At 67.9% G+C, this 14,653-nt stretch carries 14 protein-coding genes and 1 tRNA gene; 11 read left to right on the plus strand and 4 right to left on the minus strand.

What is annotated here, in order from left to right; genetic code table 11:
• Positions 1 to 17: 17 nt before the first annotated feature.
• Together C1922_RS04095 and C1922_RS04100 are read left to right on the plus strand one after the other, a co-directional pair.
• Entirely contained in the window at positions 18 to 1,292 is a 1,275-nt protein-coding gene (locus C1922_RS04095; protein ID WP_108748626.1) for a YihY family inner membrane protein, read from the plus strand.
• Entirely contained in the window at positions 1,289 to 1,852 is a 564-nt protein-coding gene (locus C1922_RS04100) for a TlpA disulfide reductase family protein (protein WP_108748627.1), read from the plus strand. Before C1922_RS04095 ends, C1922_RS04100 begins: the two co-directional genes overlap by 4 nt.
• Before the next feature lie 98 nt (positions 1,853 to 1,950).
• On the opposite strand, the gene ppk2 is transcribed toward C1922_RS04100, so the two are convergent.
• From ppk2 to hemA, 4 genes are all read right to left on the minus strand, one after another.
• The gene (gene ppk2, locus C1922_RS04105) at positions 1,951 to 2,736 is read right to left on the minus strand and encodes a polyphosphate kinase 2 (protein WP_108748628.1); all 786 of its coding nucleotides are present in this window, start codon (positions 2,734 to 2,736) and stop codon (positions 1,951 to 1,953) included.
• 151 nt (positions 2,737 to 2,887) lie between these two features.
• A complete protein-coding gene (locus C1922_RS04110) occupies positions 2,888 to 4,591 on the minus strand; it encodes a tetratricopeptide repeat protein (protein ID WP_108748629.1) in 1,704 nt (567 codons plus the stop codon).
• A gap of 5 nt (positions 4,592 to 4,596) precedes the next feature.
• A complete protein-coding gene (gene prfA / locus C1922_RS04115) occupies positions 4,597 to 5,679 on the minus strand; it encodes a peptide chain release factor 1 (RefSeq protein WP_108748630.1) in 1,083 nt (360 codons plus the stop codon).
• Positions 5,657 to 6,940, minus strand: a complete 1,284-nt coding sequence (hemA, locus tag C1922_RS04120) for a glutamyl-tRNA reductase (protein ID WP_108748631.1) — start codon at positions 6,938 to 6,940, stop codon at positions 5,657 to 5,659. Before hemA ends, prfA begins: the two co-directional genes overlap by 23 nt.
• 63 nt (positions 6,941 to 7,003) lie before the next feature.
• Between hemA and C1922_RS04125 the strand changes: the two genes are divergently transcribed.
• The 9 genes from C1922_RS04125 (at position 7,004) to ychF (ending at position 14,563) form a co-directional block, all read left to right on the plus strand.
• Complete coding sequence (locus tag C1922_RS04125) at positions 7,004 to 8,689, plus strand: tetratricopeptide repeat protein (protein ID WP_199912224.1); 1,686 nt, start codon at positions 7,004 to 7,006, stop codon at positions 8,687 to 8,689.
• The gene (gene lolB, locus C1922_RS04130) at positions 8,686 to 9,342 is read left to right on the plus strand and encodes a lipoprotein insertase outer membrane protein LolB (RefSeq protein WP_108748633.1); all 657 of its coding nucleotides are present in this window, start codon (positions 8,686 to 8,688) and stop codon (positions 9,340 to 9,342) included. Before C1922_RS04125 ends, lolB begins: the two co-directional genes overlap by 4 nt.
• Positions 9,339 to 10,208 carry a 4-(cytidine 5'-diphospho)-2-C-methyl-D-erythritol kinase gene (gene ispE / locus C1922_RS04135; protein ID WP_108748634.1) on the plus strand — a complete coding sequence of 290 codons (870 nt, stop codon included), beginning with the start codon at positions 9,339 to 9,341 and terminating at the stop codon, positions 10,206 to 10,208. The genes lolB and ispE overlap by 4 nt, the downstream gene beginning before the upstream one ends.
• Positions 10,209 to 10,219: 11 nt before the next feature.
• A tRNA-Gln gene (locus C1922_RS04140) sits at positions 10,220 to 10,296 on the plus strand.
• A gap of 138 nt (positions 10,297 to 10,434) precedes the next feature.
• Positions 10,435 to 11,394 carry a ribose-phosphate diphosphokinase gene (locus C1922_RS04145; protein WP_108751479.1) on the plus strand — a complete coding sequence of 320 codons (960 nt, stop codon included), beginning with the start codon at positions 10,435 to 10,437 and terminating at the stop codon, positions 11,392 to 11,394.
• A 110-nt stretch (positions 11,395 to 11,504) separates the two neighbouring features.
• The gene (locus tag C1922_RS04150) at positions 11,505 to 12,122 is read left to right on the plus strand and encodes a 50S ribosomal protein L25/general stress protein Ctc (RefSeq protein ID WP_108748635.1); all 618 of its coding nucleotides are present in this window, start codon (positions 11,505 to 11,507) and stop codon (positions 12,120 to 12,122) included.
• 48 nt (positions 12,123 to 12,170) lie between these two features.
• Positions 12,171 to 12,749: an aminoacyl-tRNA hydrolase gene (gene pth, locus C1922_RS04155; protein WP_057501643.1), complete on the plus strand. Its 579-nt coding sequence runs from the start codon at positions 12,171 to 12,173 to the stop codon at positions 12,747 to 12,749.
• Between the two features lie 41 nt (positions 12,750 to 12,790).
• Complete coding sequence (locus C1922_RS04160) at positions 12,791 to 13,372, plus strand: DUF4375 domain-containing protein (protein ID WP_159091858.1); 582 nt, start codon at positions 12,791 to 12,793, stop codon at positions 13,370 to 13,372.
• 99 nt (positions 13,373 to 13,471) lie between these two features.
• Positions 13,472 to 14,563 carry a redox-regulated ATPase YchF gene (ychF, locus tag C1922_RS04165; protein ID WP_108748637.1) on the plus strand — a complete coding sequence of 364 codons (1,092 nt, stop codon included), beginning with the start codon at positions 13,472 to 13,474 and terminating at the stop codon, positions 14,561 to 14,563.
• Positions 14,564 to 14,653: the final 90 nt, after the last annotated feature.

Genomic DNA, 14,653 nt, shown 5'->3' on the forward strand with positions numbered 1-14,653 from the left:
CGGGTACCCTTGCGCCGATGGAACCTCTGGATACGCTCAACCTGTGGATGGAGCGCGCGCGGGATCGCGCACGGACCGCCAGCTTCGGCCGCTTCCTGTGGCGGCGCTTTCTCGACGACCGTCTGTTCCAGGCCGCCGCCGCGCTGGCCTACACCACCGTGTTCGCGCTGGTGCCGCTGGCGATTGTGGTGTTCGGCGTGCTGTCGGCCTTCCCGGTCTTCGACCGCTGGAGCGACCAGCTCAGCGACTACGTGTTTTCCAACTTCGTGCCCAGCGCCGCGCGTGCGGCCGAAGGCTATCTGCGGCAGTTCTCGGCCAGTGCCGGCCAGCTCACCGCGGCCGGCTTCATTGCCCTGGTGGTGTCGCTGCTGATCACGCTCAACAGCGTGGAAGAGACCTTCAACCAGATCTGGCGGGTCGGCTCGACCCGGCCCAAGCTCACCCGCTTCCTGGTGTACTGGACCGTGCTGACCCTGGGCGCGATGCTCGCGGCAGCGTCGCTGGCGGTGTCGGCGCGGGTGCTGGCGCTGCCGCTGTTCGGCACCCAGGAAGGGCGCTGGCTGGCCGACCTGGGCCTGCGGCTGGCGCCGGTGCTGATCGAATTCATCTGCATCATGCTGGTCTACCGCGTGGTGCCGCACCACACGGTGAAGTGGCGCCATGCGATTCCCGGCGCCGTGCTGGCCGCGGTGATGCTGGAACTGGTGAAGTGGGGCATCGGTGCCTACCTGGGCAGTTTCCAGTCCTACCAGAAGCTGTACGGCACCGTGGCCTTCGTGCCGATCCTGCTGCTGTGGATCTACTTGTGCTGGGTGGCCGTGCTGCTGGGCGCGTCGCTGGCCTCGTCCATGGCCGCCTTCCGCTACCAGCCGGTGGAACTGCGCCTGCCGCAGGGCTACGAGTTCTATGGCCTGCTGCGCCTGCTCGGGCGATTCCACTACGCGCGCGCGGCCGGCAAGGGGCTGGATGACGACGAGATCCTGCGCATGGAGCCGATGCTGACCGACTCGCTGCTGCAGGACCTGGTCTGCAACCTGCAGGACATTGGCCTGCTGCGCCGCGATGAACGTGGCGAATGGCTGCTTGCGCGTGACCTGGACCAGGTCAGCCTGGCCGATCTGTACGAATGCACCCAGCTGCGCATTCCGGTGGCCGAGCAGCACCTGCCTTACCGCGACGACAGCCTGGGCCAGGCCGCGCTGGCGGCGCTGGACGAACTTCGCCTGCCGCTGCGCGAGCGCCTGAAGCGGCGCGTCAGCGATATCTATTCCGCTCCCGGAGACACCCCATGATGCACAAGACCCCGTTGCTGCTGGCCCTGCTGCTGGCCCTGGCGGCCTGCAAGCCGGCACAGGAACCGGCGCCCTCCAGCAGCGCGCCGCCGGCGCAGGCGCCCACGCCGGCCGCACCGGCACCGGTTGAAGAGAGCCCGGCCGAGCGCACCACGGCCGAATTTCCCACCCTGAAGATGAAGGCGGTGGACGGCAGTGACTACGACCTGGCCGCGCACCGTGGCAAGTGGGTGGTGGTGAATTTCTGGGCGACCTGGTGCGCGCCGTGCCGCAAGGAAATGCCGGAGCTGTCGGCGCTGCACGCCATGCGCAACAACATTGAAGTCGTTGGCCTGGCGTACGAGGAGATCGAAGTGCCGGAGATGCAGGCGTTCCTGGGCAAGCATCCGGTGACCTATCCGATCGTGGTGGTCGATCCCTTCGACCCGCCGGCCGATTTCGCCATTCCGCGCGGGCTGCCGCTCACCCACCTGATCGCCCCCGATGGCAAGCTCGCGCACACCTTCCTGGGCCCGGTCACCGCCGGCGACATCGAACAGCAGATCGCCGCGGCCCGGTAGAGTCGACCGTTGGTCGACTGAAAACACGGCGGGGTCGGATCCCGTTGCCACGCACCGGGCTCCGACCCCTTCCCGGATCATCCACGCATGGCGTGGATCTACCGCGCCTCGACCGGGAACGCCTCGATCGGCTTCAGCACGTCATAGTGCTCGCGGTGCAGCTTGCCCTTCAGCGCTGGCAGTTCCGGCAGCGGTGCATCCACCCGCGTGTCCGGCAGCCGGTCCAGCAGGTTGCGCACCAGGGTCAACCGCCCCAGCCGCTGGTCGTTGAAATCCACCAGGGTCCACGGCGCCTGCTCGCGGTGCGTCGCCCGCAGCATCGCCTCGCGTGCCTCGGTGTAGGCGCTGTACTTGCTGCGCGATTTCAGATCCACCGGTGACAGCTTCCAGCCCTTCAGCGGATCCACGTGCCGCTCGGCGAAGCGCTTTTCCTGTTGGGCCTGGTCCACGCACAGCCAGTACTTGAACAGCAGGATGCCTTCATCCACCAGCAACTGCTCGAACACCGGTGCCTGGCGCAGGAAGCGCTGGTACTCGCTTTCGCTGCAGTAGCCCATCACCCGTTCCACGCCGGCACGGTTGTACCAGCTGCGGTCCATCAGCACGATTTCGCCGGCGGCGGGAAGATGGCTGGCGTAACGCTGGAAATACCACTGGGTGGCTTCGCGGTCGGTCGGCTTGGGCAGGGCCACCACCCGGCACTGGCGGGGGTTCAAGTGCTGGCTGATCGCCTGGATCGCGCCCCCCTTGCCGGCGGTATCGCGGCCCTCGAACAGCACCAGCAGGCGCTGCCCGCTGTGCTGTACCCAGCGCGCCATGGCGGTCAGTTCCAGCTGCAGCGGTTGCAGCAGTGCGTCGTAATCCTTGCGTTTCAGCTTGCCCATGGGTGCACCACGCGGAAAGGAACCCCGAGCCTAGCGCAGCGCTTGCCCAGCCGATGTCGAGGCCGGGGTAGAGTCGACCGTTGGTCGACTATCGCGCGCAGCGCGCGCTGTTCCTGGGCGCCTGCGAAGGGCGGTCGACCAACGGTCGACTCTACCCAGCCACGCCTGTCCAGCCGTGCTCACGCGCCAGCGCCTGCAGCAACGCGGACAGATCCACCGCAAACCCGGCCATGTCGAACACGCCGCTGCGCTCGCGTGCCTGCGCCAACTGCGCGCGCAGCGCCGACAGGGCCGCCGGGTCGTTGCCCAGCGCGCTGGCGGTCGCCACGAAGGCGGCATCGTCAGCCACGTTCATCGCATCCAGGCCCAGGTGATGGTTCAGGCTGCCGGCCACGCGTGCGGCGAAGGTCTCGCCCGGACAGGTCAGCACCGGACAACCGGCCCACAACGCATCTGATGCAGTGGTGTGCGCGTTGTAGGGATGGGTGTCCAGGAAAAGGTCGGCCAGGGCGTAGCGCGCCAGGTACTGGGGATGCGCGAGCTTGGCCATGAACACCAGCCGCGACGGGTCCACGCCCGCGGCCTGCGCGGCATCGCGCAGGCGTGCATCGGCCTTGCCCGGCCCGGACAGCAGCCACAGCACGCTGCCCGGTACCGCCTGCAGCACGGCGAAGGCGCGCGCCATGCTGCGCGGGTTGAGCTTGTAACTGTTGTTGAAGCAGCAGAACACCACGCCCTGTGCGGGCAGGCCGCAGTCGGCGCGGCTGGGCGCCGCTTCCACAATGCGGGTGTTGTCCGACGGCTGGAACGCACGCGGCAGGCGCAGTACGCGTTCGCTGTAATGCGGTTCCAGCGCAGCGGGCAGGGCGAAGCCATCGGCCACCACGGCATCCAGCCACGCTGCACCGGACGTGCCGGGGTAGGCCAGCCAGTTCAACTGCAGCGGGGCAGGGCGCATGGCCAGCACTTCCGGCGCGCCACCGCCGCCCCAGCCGCGCAGGTCGAACAGCAGGTCGATGCCCTGCGCGCGGATGCGTGCGGCGGTGTCGGCGTGGCGCAACCCCGCTACGTCGTGCAGCGTGGTCGCCGCCTGCAGGCGCTGGCGGATGCGGCTGCCATCGTCGCGGTTCAAGGCAAACAGATGCAGCTGCAGTGCCGGGTCGGCCCGCAGCTGCTCGAACAGCGCCACCGTCAGCAGACCGGTCGGATGGGCGCCGAAGCCGTTGGACAGAAAACCCACCCGCAACGGCCCGCGCGCGCGCACCTGCGCCGGCGGCAGCGGCCGTACCGATGCGGCCACGGCCGTTGCCCGGCTGCGCGCGCAAGTCAGCTGTTCGGCTGCGCTGGCGTCTTCGCTCAGGAAGGCAAACGGTTCAACCACGCCCTGGCCGGAGGCCACCGCACGGCGGACCTGCGCGGCCAGCGCATCCAGATCGCGCCAATCGCACAGGCGGCGCTGCCAGGCCAGGCGCTGGGCGGCGATATACGGCTCACCCGGCATCAGGGTGTGCGCGCGCCGGTAGGCGGCGGCTGCGCCCTCGGCGTCGTTGGCATCTTCCAGCGCATGGCCCAGCCACAGGGCAATGCCGGGATGCTGCGGCGCCAGCGTGGATGCCTGGCGCAGCAGGGTGGCTGCATCGTCATGGGCGCCGGCCATCCAGGCCACCCGGCCCAGTCGTGCCAGCGCTTCGGGGTGGTCGGGGCGCAGCTGCAGTGCGCGCCGCGCGGCGCGTTCACCGGCGGCAATGTCGCCCGCTTCCAGTTCCACGTCGGCCAGCATCACCCAGGCGACGAAATCGCCCGGCTGGCGGGCCAGCGCCTGCTGCAGTTGCTGCCGTTGCTGCCAGGCCGACACCGTGCTCAGCCCGCCGAAAGCTGGGCCAGCGCGTCCACCTGGTGCTCGTGGCTCAGGCGCTGCAGCAGCGGGTCCAGATCGCCCGCCAGCACATTGGGCAGGTCGTACAGGGTCAGCCCTTCCACGCGATGGTCGGTGATCCGGCCCTGCGGGAAGTTGTAGGTGCGGATGCGCTGGCTGCGATCGCCGCTGCCCACCTGCAGGCGGCGTGATTCGGCCTGCGCGGCGTCCTGGCGCTGGCGTTCGGCATCCAGCAGCTGCGCCTTCAGGCGCTTCATCGCCTTGTCCCGGTTGGCGTGCTGGCTGCGCTCGGTCTGGCATTCCACCACCACGCCGGTCGGCACGTGGGTGATGCGGATGGCCGATTCGGTCTTGTTCACGTGCTGGCCGCCGGCACCGGACGAACGGAACGTGTCGACCTTCAGGTCGGCGGGATTGATGACGATCTCATCCACCTCGTCCGCTTCGGGAATGATCGCCACCGTGGCCGCAGAGGTGTGGATGCGGCCCTGCGATTCGGTGGCCGGCACGCGCTGCACGCGGTGCGTGCCCGATTCGAACTTCAGGCGCGAGAACGCGCCGCGGCCGACCACGCGGGCCACCACTTCCTTGTAGCCGCCATGTTCGCCGGGGCTGTCCGATTCGACCTCGACTTTCCAGCCCTGGCGCTCGGCATAGCGGGCGTACATGCGGAACAGGTCGCCGGCGAAGATCGCCGCTTCGTCGCCGCCGGTACCAGCGCGCACTTCCAGGAACAGGTTGCCGTCGTCGCGCGGGTCGCGCGGCACCAGCAGCAGCGCCAGTTCCTGCTCCAGTTCCTGCAGGCGCGCCTGGGCAGCGGCGATCTCTTCGTCGGCCAGCTCGCGCAGGTCCGGGTCGGCGCGCATCCCTTCAGCGGCCGTCAGGTCGGCCTTGGCGCGGGCCTCTTCGGCCAGCGCGGTGGCGATCGGTTCCAGTTGGGCGAATTCGCGCGAAAGATCGCGGAAACGGGCATTGTCGGCGACCACGTCGGGTTCGGCGAGCAGGCGTTCCAGTTCTTCGCGGCGCTCGGCCAGCGCTTCCAGCTTACGGCGCAGGGTCGGCGTCATCGGGTCTCACGGGGGGATGGTGGTAGCCCGGCGTTGCCGGGAACAGGCGCTGCGCGGCGCGGGTCAGTTCGGCATCGCCGCTGAGTGCGGCCGCGCGCAGGGCCGCAGTGGGCGGGTGCAGCAGGCGGTTGGTCAGGCCATGGGCCAGCAGTTCCAGGACTTCGTCGGCCGACTTGCCGTTGGCCAGCTGCTGGCGCGCACGCTCCAGCAACTCGGCGCGGGTGGCTTCGCCGAACGCGCGCAGCTGCCGCAGCGGCGCCTGGTGGGCGCTGGCCTGCAGGGTTTCCACATAGCGCGAAACCTGCAGGTCGATGATCGCCTCGGCCTCGGCGGCGGCCTCGCGGCGCCCGCGGCGGTTGTCTTCCACCGCACGCTCGAGATCGTCCACCGTGTACAGGAAGGCGTCGTTCAGCGTGGCGACATCGGCTTCGATGTCGCGTGGCACGGCCAGATCGAACAGCAGCATCGGCTTGTGCCGGCGCGCGCGCAGGGCATTGGCCACGGCAGCGCGGTGGATCACCGGCTCACGCGCGGCGGTGGCCGAGAACACCACGTCGGCCTCGGCCAGGTGGCGTTCCAGTTCGGTCAGCGGCAGGGCCACGCCGCCGTGGCGGCTGGCCAGTTCCTGGGCGTGGGCCAGGGTGCGGTTGGCGATCAGCAGGCGCCGCACCTTGCCTTCGCTCAGGTGGCGGGCGGCCAGTTCGATGGTTTCGCCAGCGCCGACCAGCAGCACGGTGGATTCATCCAGGCGCGCGAATGCGTTCTGCGCCAGGCGTACCGCCGCCGAGGCCACCGACACCGGGTTGGCGCCGACCTGGGTATCGGTACGGGCGCGCTTGGCCACCGAGAAGGTCTGCTGGAACAACCGGTCCAGGCGCTGGCCCAGCAGGCCGTGATCGCGGGCGGTGGACCAGGCGTCCTTCACCTGGCCCAGGATCTGCGGTTCACCCAGCACCATGGAATCCAGCCCGGTGGCGACCCGGAACAGATGGCGCACGGCATCGGCGTCGGCGTGCTGGTACAGGTAGCCCTGCAGATCGCCGGCCTGCTGCTGCAGCCAGTGGTCCAGCGCCTGCGCCGAATCGGCGACCGCGTACAGTTCAGTGCGGTTGCAGGTGGACAGCAGCACCGCCTCGGCGATCTGCGGGGTATCGCGCAGTGAACCGAGCGCGCGCGGCAGCGCCTCACCGGCGAAGGCTGCGCGTTCGCGCAGTTCCACCGGTGCGGTCTGGTGATTCAGTCCGAGCACCCACAGGGTCATTGTTCAGTTGCTTGCGATAAGCTGCTGGCCATTGGACGACATTTTAAGGCCCCGATGCCGACGATGCCCGCATTGATTCGCATCCCCAGTGTTCTGCTGCTGTCCCTGGCCTGTGCCCAGGCGGTGTCCGCAGCGCCGGCCAAGGCCCCCGCACGGGTCCCGGCCGCCGAAGCACTGGCCCTGGAACCGGTGATCGCCGGCGAATTCGCCCTGCAGGCCGGCAAGCTGGCCGAGGCCGCGCGCTGGTACCTGCAGGCGGCCCAGCAGACCGACGGCGATGCCGGCCTGGCCGAGCGCGCCACCCGTATTGCCATGCTGGCCAACGAGGATGCCAATGCCGCCAAGGCGCTGGCCCTGTGGCAGCAGCGTGCCCCGGCCTCCCTGCCGATGCGCAGCGCCGCGGCCGCCCTGGCCATGCGCCAGGGCAATGTGAAGACGGCCCGCAGCGAACTGCAAGCACTGCTGCAGGACCGCGACGAGCAGGGCTGGAAGTTCGCCCTGGCCGCCCTGATCGGCGGCGGGCGCGATCCGGCGGTACCGGCGCAGGTACTGGGCGAACTGGTCGATGCCAACGCCATTCCGGCCAGGATCGAGGCCTGGCAGGAGTTCGGACGGCTGGCCCTGCGCATGGAAAAGCCGGAGCTGGCGCAGCGCATGATCGACGAAGTGGTGCGCCGCTTCCCGCAGGAACCGCGGGTGGCGCTGCTGCGCGCCAGCCAGTTGCAGCAGGCCGGGCAGACCGGGCAGGCGCTGACGCTGCTGCAGGGCGTGGAGCCGCAGACCCGCCAGGACCTCGAACTGCGCAACGCGGTTGCCATTGCCTATGACAGCCTGGGCCAGCCGGCCGCGGCCGAACGCGTGCTGGCATTCGGCCCGCAGGACGTGCAGACCTGGGGCATGCGCGCATCGCTGCTGGCCAAGCAGGGCGACAAGGCGGCGCTGGGCAATCTGTACAACGAACTGTCGCGCCAGGCGGCCAAGCCCGATCCGGCGCAGCGCCTGCTGCTGGGCAAGATCGCCGAGTACCTGCAGCGTTATGCCGAGGCGGTGAACTGGTACCACAGCGTGCCCGGCGGTGAAGAACTGAGCGAGGCGCGCCTGCGTGCGGCCAACGCGCAGGGCCTGGCCGGTCGCCAGGACCTGGCCCTGCAGGAAGTGCATGCCATCCAGTCCGACGCGACGGTGGACGATGACGTGCGCCGTGATGCCTATCTGCTGGAAGCCGAACTGCGCCAGCGCGCCGACGATCTGCCCGGCGAACTGGATGCACTGGCGCGTGGCCTGGCCGCCTATCCGGATGAAAACGCGCTGCTGTACGCGCGCGCCCTGGCCTGGGAACGCCGCGACGATATCGCCCGTGCCGAGGCCGACCTGCGCAAGATCCTGGTGACCGAGCCGGAAAACGTGCCGGCGCTGAATGCACTGGGCTACACCCTGGCCGACCGTACCGGGCGCTACCAGGAGGCGTTGGAACTGATCGACCGCGCGCGCGTGGCCGAACCGGACAACGCGGCCATCGTCGACAGCTACGGCTGGGTGCTCTATCGGCTGGGACGCAACGAAGAGGCGCTGGTGCAGCTGCGCCGTGCCTGGACCCTGGCCAAGGACCCGGAAATCGCCGCCCACGTGGGCGAAGTGCTGTGGGTGCTCGGCAAGCATGACGAGGCCCGCCACTTCTTCGATGAAGCGGCCAAGCTGGACCCCGAGAACCGCGCGCTGCTGCGCGCCCGCGAGAAATTCAATCCATGAGTGTTTCCTCGATCCGCCCGCTGCTGCTGGCGGCGGTGACCCTGGCGGTCAGTGCCTGCACCAGCGTCGGCACCCAGAAGACCCCGGCGCCGGACGTCGTCTACACCGTTTCGCCGGCCGCCGAGCGCACCGAAGAGGCGCGCGTGCAGGCGCTGCGTGCGCAGCCGGACTACGCCTTCCAGGGGCGGGTGGCGGTCAGCAAGGGCAAGAACGGCGGCAGCGGCCGCATCGACTGGGTGCAGCAGGGCAGCGAGTACCGCGTGCAGCTGAGCGCGCCGGTCACCCGCCAGAGCTGGACCCTGCAGGGCGACGCAGTGCAGGGTGGGGCGCGGCTGGAAGGGCTGGGTGACGGCCCGCGCACAGGCGACGACGCGCGCCTGTTGCTGCTCGATGCCACCGGCTGGGACATCCCGGTCAATGAACTGTCCGACTGGACCCGCGGCCTGGTGCTGCGCGGCAGCGGCGAAAGTGCCGTGGAGCGTGATGCCGAGGGCCGCCCGCGGCGCATGCAGCAGGCCGGCTGGCTGATCCAGTACCTGGACTGGTACCCGGCGCAGGACGGGCGCCCGGCCCTGCCGCGGCGCATCGAGGCCAGCCGCGAGGACGCCAAGGTACGCCTGCTGGTGGACCAGTGGGGCGCCGACGCCCCATGACTGCGCAGATTGACGCCGACGGCTGGTCCTGGTGGCCGGCCCCGGCCAAGCTGAACCTGTTCCTGCATATCACCGGCCGCCGTGCCGACGGCTACCACGAACTGCAGACGGTGTTCCGTCTGCTGGACTGGGGCGACCGCATCGGCCTGCGCCTGCGTGAAGACGGTCAGGTGCGCCGCGAAGGCGACGGCCTGGCCGGCGTGGCGGAAGACCAGGACCTGGCCGTGCGCGCAGCGCGGTTGCTCAAAAAAGTGGCCAATGTCGCCCAAGGTGCGGATATCATCGTCGAAAAGCATGTGCCTGCGGGTGGCGGCTTTGGCGGTGGCTCGTCCGACGCAGCCACCGTACTGGTGGTGCTGAACCGGCTGTGGCAGGCCGGCCTGGATGAAGATGCGCTGGCCGCGCTGGGCCTGCAGCTGGGGGCCGATGTGCCGGTGTTCGTGCGCGGGCGCAATGCCTGGGCCGAAGGGGTGGGCGAGCGCCTGCAGCCGATCGCGCTGCCCGCGGCCTGGTATGTGATCGCCGAACCGGGCGTTCATGTTCCGACTCCGGCCCTGTTTGCTGACCCGGATTTGACGCGCGACAGCCCAGTTGCGAAAATAGAGGACTTCGCTTCCGGCGCTCTGGTCGGAAACGTGTTCGAGCCGGTGCTGCGCCGTCGCGAGCCTGCCGTCGAGGCGGTGCTTGCCGCGTTGAGCCGCATAGGCCGGGCACGTTTGACCGGGTCCGGAAGTGGTTGTTTCGTCGAGTTCGATTCGCAGGCTGCCGCAGAGCAGGGACGAGCGAAATTGCCGAAGGAGTTGCGGGCAAGGGTGGCAGCGGGCGTCATGCGTTCGCCACTGCTGGAAGCACTCGAGCAACACTGATTCATCACTGCAGGGGCGTCGCCAAGAGGCCCAAGGCACCAGGTTTTGATCCTGGCATTCGTAGGTTCGAATCCTACCGCCCCTGCCAATTGCGGCTGTGTCCGCGCCTTCCAGCGCATCGACCGCGCGGGACGTGGAAACAGCCGCGGTGTTGTCAGCAGCAAGGGCCCAACGGTCCTTGCCGCTACCGGATCCCCGCCACTCGTCCCCGCCCGAGACAATCATGATGCAAGAGTCCCCGAACCTGCTGGTATTTTCCGGCAACGCCAACAAACGTCTGGCGCAGAACATCTGCAAGGAACTGGGGGTTCGCCCGGGCAAGGCACTGGTCTCGCACTTCTCCGATGGTGAAGTGCAGGTGGAAATCGAAGAGAACGTGCGCAAGCAGGACGTCTTCGTGATCCAGCCGACCAGCGCGCCGAGCGCGGAAAACCTGATGGAACTGCTGGTGCTGATCGACGCGCTCAAGCGCGCATCGGTGAACAGCGTGACCGCCGTGGTGCCGTACTTCGGTTACTCGCGCCAGGATCGCCGCATGCGCTCCTCGCGCGTGCCGATCACCGCCAAGCTGGCGGCGAAGATGTTCAGCACCGCTGGCGCTGATCGCGTGCTGACCGTCGACCTGCACGCCGACCAGATCCAGGGCTTCTTCGATATCCCGGTGGACAATGTGTATGCGTCCCCGCTGCTGCTGGCCGACATCTGGCGCGCCTACGGCACCGAGAACCTGATCGTTGTTTCGCCGGACGTGGGCGGCGTGGTCCGCGCCCGTGCGGTGGCCAAGCGCCTGGATGACGCCGACCTGGCGATCATCGACAAGCGCCGCCCGCGCGCCAACGTCTCCACCGTGATGAACATCATCGGTGACGTCGAAGGCAAGACCTGCGTCATGGTCGATGACATCGTTGATACCGCCGGCACCCTGTGCGCCGCTGCCGCTGCCCTCAAGGCGCGCGGTGCGCTCAAGGTTGCTGCCTACTGCACCCACGCGGTGCTGTCGGGCCCGGCAGTGGACAACATCACCAATTCCCAGCTCGACGAGCTGGTGGTGACCGACACCATCCCGCTGAAGGACGCCGCGCGCGTGTGCAGCAAGATCCGCCAGCTCAGCGTGGCGGAAATGCTGGCCGAAACGATGCGCCGCATCGCCTTCGGTGAGTCGGTCAGCTCGCTGTACGTCGATTGAGAATCCGCCCCTGCCGGCAACGGCGGGGGCATGCCCCGGATGCTTCTGGTCGCGGAAGCATCTTCAAACCGCCTCGCCGCACGGCAAGGCAACAACCTGAGTAGTCGAAAATGTCGAAGACCCATGAAATCAAGGTCACCAAGCGTGAACTGCAGCGTAAGGGTGCGAGCCGCCGCCTGCGTCACGCTGGTGTGATCCCGGCCATCGTGTACGGCGGCAACGCCGAGCCGGTCGCCATCAGCCTGGACCACAACGAAATCTGGCTGGCCCAGCAGAACGAGTGGTTCTATGCCTCCATCCTGGACCTGAACCTGGACGGCCAGGTGCAGAAGGTCCTGCTGCGTGACATGCAGCGCCACCCGTACAAGCAGCTGATCATGCACCTGGACTTCCAGCGCGTGAACGAGAACGAAGCCCTGACCGCTTCGGTCCCGCTGCACTTCATCAACGAAGACACCTCGCCGGCTGGCAAGGCTGCCGACGTCGTGGTCACCCACGAACTGAAGGAAGTGACCATCACCTGCCTGCCGAAGGACCTGCCGGAGTCGATCGAAGTCGACCTGGGCGGCCTGAACGCCGGTGACGTGGTGTACCTGTCCAACATCAAGCTGCCGAAGGGCGTGGAAATCCCGGCCCTGGCGCTGGGCAAGGACCACGACGACGCCATCGTCACCGCCAAGGCCGGCAAGGTCGACGCGGCCGACGAAGAAGCGGCTGCCGCCGAGTAATACCGTCGCGGTGCCTGCCTTCGGGCAGGCACCGTGCTGGAAGGAACCATGGCAGGATTGCGACTGATCGTCGGTCTGGGCAACCCCGGATCGGAACACGCCCGGACCCGGCACAATGCCGGGTTTCATTTCGTTGAGGCCTTGGCTGAAAAAGCCGGTGCGCGCTGGAATGTGGACAGCAAGCTGTTCGGCGAGACCGCCAAGGTCGAGATCGCCGGGCAGACCGTCTGGCTGCTGAAGCCGGCCACCTTCATGAACCTCAGCGGCAAGTCGGTGACCGCCGCACAGCGGTTCTGGAAGATCGAACCGGAAGAAACCCTGCTGGCCCACGACGAGCTGGACCTGCCGCCCGGTGCGGTACGGCTGAAGTTCGACGGCGGCCACGGCGGCCAGAACGGCCTGCGCGACACCATGCGCCTGCTCGGCCACGGCAAGTTCCACCGCCTGCGCGTGGGCATCGGCCACCCCGGCCACAAGGATCGCGTGGTGGGTTGGGTGCTGGGTCGCCCGTCCAAGGACGACGACGTGCTGATCGCGCGCGCCATCGACGATGCCATCGACGTGCTGCCGCTGGCCGTACAAGGCGATTTCAACGAAGCGATGAAGCGGCTGCACACCCCGCGCTGACCATGACCGACCCGCGGACTCCCTGCACTGCGTGTGGTGCCATGATCCTGCTGGCGACGGCCGCCCGGAACGATGGGCTCTGCATGCCGTGCCGGAATGGAACGCGGCAAAGCATGGAACAGGCCAGGGTGCGAAACCGGGAGATGCGCGAAGCGCAGGAGCGCTTTGAAGATTCTCCGGAAGGACGCTACTGGCGCTGGCTTGTGCATCAGGTTCACAAGACAGAGAGTGGAGTGGAAGGGCTCTCGATAGCCGATCGGCGGTACTACATGATTTCGGTGGTCAGTGGCGAAGTGTGGCGCGGTGGGATCGGAACGTACTTCGATAGTTCTTCAGGCGGCTACTACGAAGAGACGCTTGCTGGCCTTGAAGAAGTGGGGCTCGTCGAACTGGGCGACGTGCTGAGAGAAGCCAAGGTGGCCGTGTTCGGTGATGAAGCGGTGCCCAAGGATGAGGGTGCTCGCTGGGAAAGAATGTATGGTCAGCATGCTGAATTGCCGGACGGCGTCGAAGTTCTGCTGGACCGCTTGAGCCAGCGCTTCTGCGAGACCGAGCAGACGCTAGGGCTTTCGGCCGTGTTGCAGGCCTACGCTGAGAAGCACAAGCTTTACGCCGCGTTCTGACGCGGAAGATGGAACGGGCGATTGGGGATTGAGGGCATGCCCGCAGGCGAGCCTTGAATCCCGAATCATCCACTTACACTCAAACCCGGATTTCAACCCATGGGTATCAAATGCGGCATCGTCGGCCTGCCCAACGTCGGCAAGTCGACCCTGTTCAACGCGCTGACCAAGGCGGGCATCGCCGCGGCGAACTTCCCGTTCTGCACCATCGAACCGAACGTCGGCATCGTGCCGGTGCCGGACCCGCGCCTGGGCGAACTGGCCGGCATCATCAATCCGCAGAAGGTCATTCCGACCGCCGTGGAATTCGTTGACATCGCCGGCCTGGTCGCCGGTGCGGCCAGCGGTGAAGGCCTGGGCAACAAGTTCCTGGCCCACATCCGCGAAGTCGATGCGATCACCCACGTGGTGCGCTGCTTCGAGAATGCCGACGTCATCCACGTCAACAACAAGGTCGACCCGATCTCGGACATCGAAACCATCGATACCGAACTGGCGCTGGCCGACCTGGACAGCGTCGAGAAGGCACTGAACCGCGCCGAGCGCGCCGCCAAGGGTGGCGACAAGGAAGCGGCCGCGCGCAAGCCGGTGCTGGCCAAGCTGCAGGCCGCCCTGGCCGACGGCAAGTCCGGTCGTTCGGTCGGCCTGGACGAGGAAGAGAAGGCGCTGGTCCGTGACCTGTTCCTGCTGACCCTCAAGCCGGTGATGTACATCGCCAACGTGCTGGAAGACGGTTTCGAGAACAACCCGCACCTGGATGCCGTGCGCGCCCACGCCGCCGCCGAAGGCGCGCAGGTGGTGCCGGTGTCGGCGGCGATCGAAGAAGAGCTGTCCCAGCTCGACGACGAAGACCGCGATACCTTCCTGGCCGATCTCGGCCTGAGCGAGCCGGGCCTGAACCGCGTGATCAACGCGGCCTACAGCCTGCTGGGCCTGCAGACCTACTTCACCGCAGGCGTGAAGGAAGTCCGTGCGTGGACCGTGCGCAAGGGCGCCACCGCCCCGCAGGCCGCCGCGGTCATCCACACCGACTTCGAGAAGGGCTTCATCCGCGCCGAAACCATCGCGTATGACGACTTCATCAAGTACAAGGGCGAAGCTGGCGCCAAGGAAGCCGGTCGCCTGCGCCTGGAAGGCAAGGAATACCGCGTGCAGGAAGGCGACGTGCTGCACTTCCGCTTCAACGTCTGATCGACCGCGCGTTGTGATGTTCACCAGGGCCCCGCAATGCGGGGCCTTGCTGTTTCCGGGCCCCGCGCAGCATGCTGCGGGGCGGATCGA

The organism is Stenotrophomonas sp. ZAC14D2_NAIMI4_7, from assembly GCF_003086675.1.
GTDB lineage: Bacteria > Pseudomonadota > Gammaproteobacteria > Xanthomonadales > Xanthomonadaceae > Stenotrophomonas.

Excerpts from the sequence above, each read along its gene's own strand:
- C1922_RS04145 (WP_108751479.1), top strand. The coding sequence starts at position 10,435 with ATGCAAGAGTCCCCGAACCTGCTGGTATTTTCCGGCAACGCCAACAAA.
- C1922_RS04100 (WP_108748627.1), top strand. The coding sequence starts at position 1,289 with ATGATGCACAAGACCCCGTTGCTGCTGGCCCTGCTGCTGGCCCTGGCG.
- prfA (WP_108748630.1), bottom strand. The coding sequence starts at position 5,679 with ATGACGCCGACCCTGCGCCGTAAGCTGGAAGCGCTGGCCGAGCGCCGC.
- ppk2 (WP_108748628.1), bottom strand. The coding sequence starts at position 2,736 with ATGGGCAAGCTGAAACGCAAGGATTACGACGCACTGCTGCAACCGCTG.
- C1922_RS04160 (WP_159091858.1), top strand. The coding sequence starts at position 12,791 with ATGATCCTGCTGGCGACGGCCGCCCGGAACGATGGGCTCTGCATGCCG.
- pth (WP_057501643.1), top strand. The coding sequence starts at position 12,171 with ATGGCAGGATTGCGACTGATCGTCGGTCTGGGCAACCCCGGATCGGAA.
- hemA (WP_108748631.1), bottom strand. The coding sequence starts at position 6,940 with ATGACCCTGTGGGTGCTCGGACTGAATCACCAGACCGCACCGGTGGAA.
- lolB (WP_108748633.1), top strand. The coding sequence starts at position 8,686 with ATGAGTGTTTCCTCGATCCGCCCGCTGCTGCTGGCGGCGGTGACCCTG.
- C1922_RS04095 (WP_108748626.1), top strand. The coding sequence starts at position 18 with ATGGAACCTCTGGATACGCTCAACCTGTGGATGGAGCGCGCGCGGGAT.
- ychF (WP_108748637.1), top strand. The coding sequence starts at position 13,472 with ATGGGTATCAAATGCGGCATCGTCGGCCTGCCCAACGTCGGCAAGTCG.
- C1922_RS04150 (WP_108748635.1), top strand. The coding sequence starts at position 11,505 with ATGTCGAAGACCCATGAAATCAAGGTCACCAAGCGTGAACTGCAGCGT.
- ispE (WP_108748634.1), top strand. The coding sequence starts at position 9,339 with ATGACTGCGCAGATTGACGCCGACGGCTGGTCCTGGTGGCCGGCCCCG.
- C1922_RS04125 (WP_199912224.1), top strand. The coding sequence starts at position 7,004 with ATGCCCGCATTGATTCGCATCCCCAGTGTTCTGCTGCTGTCCCTGGCC.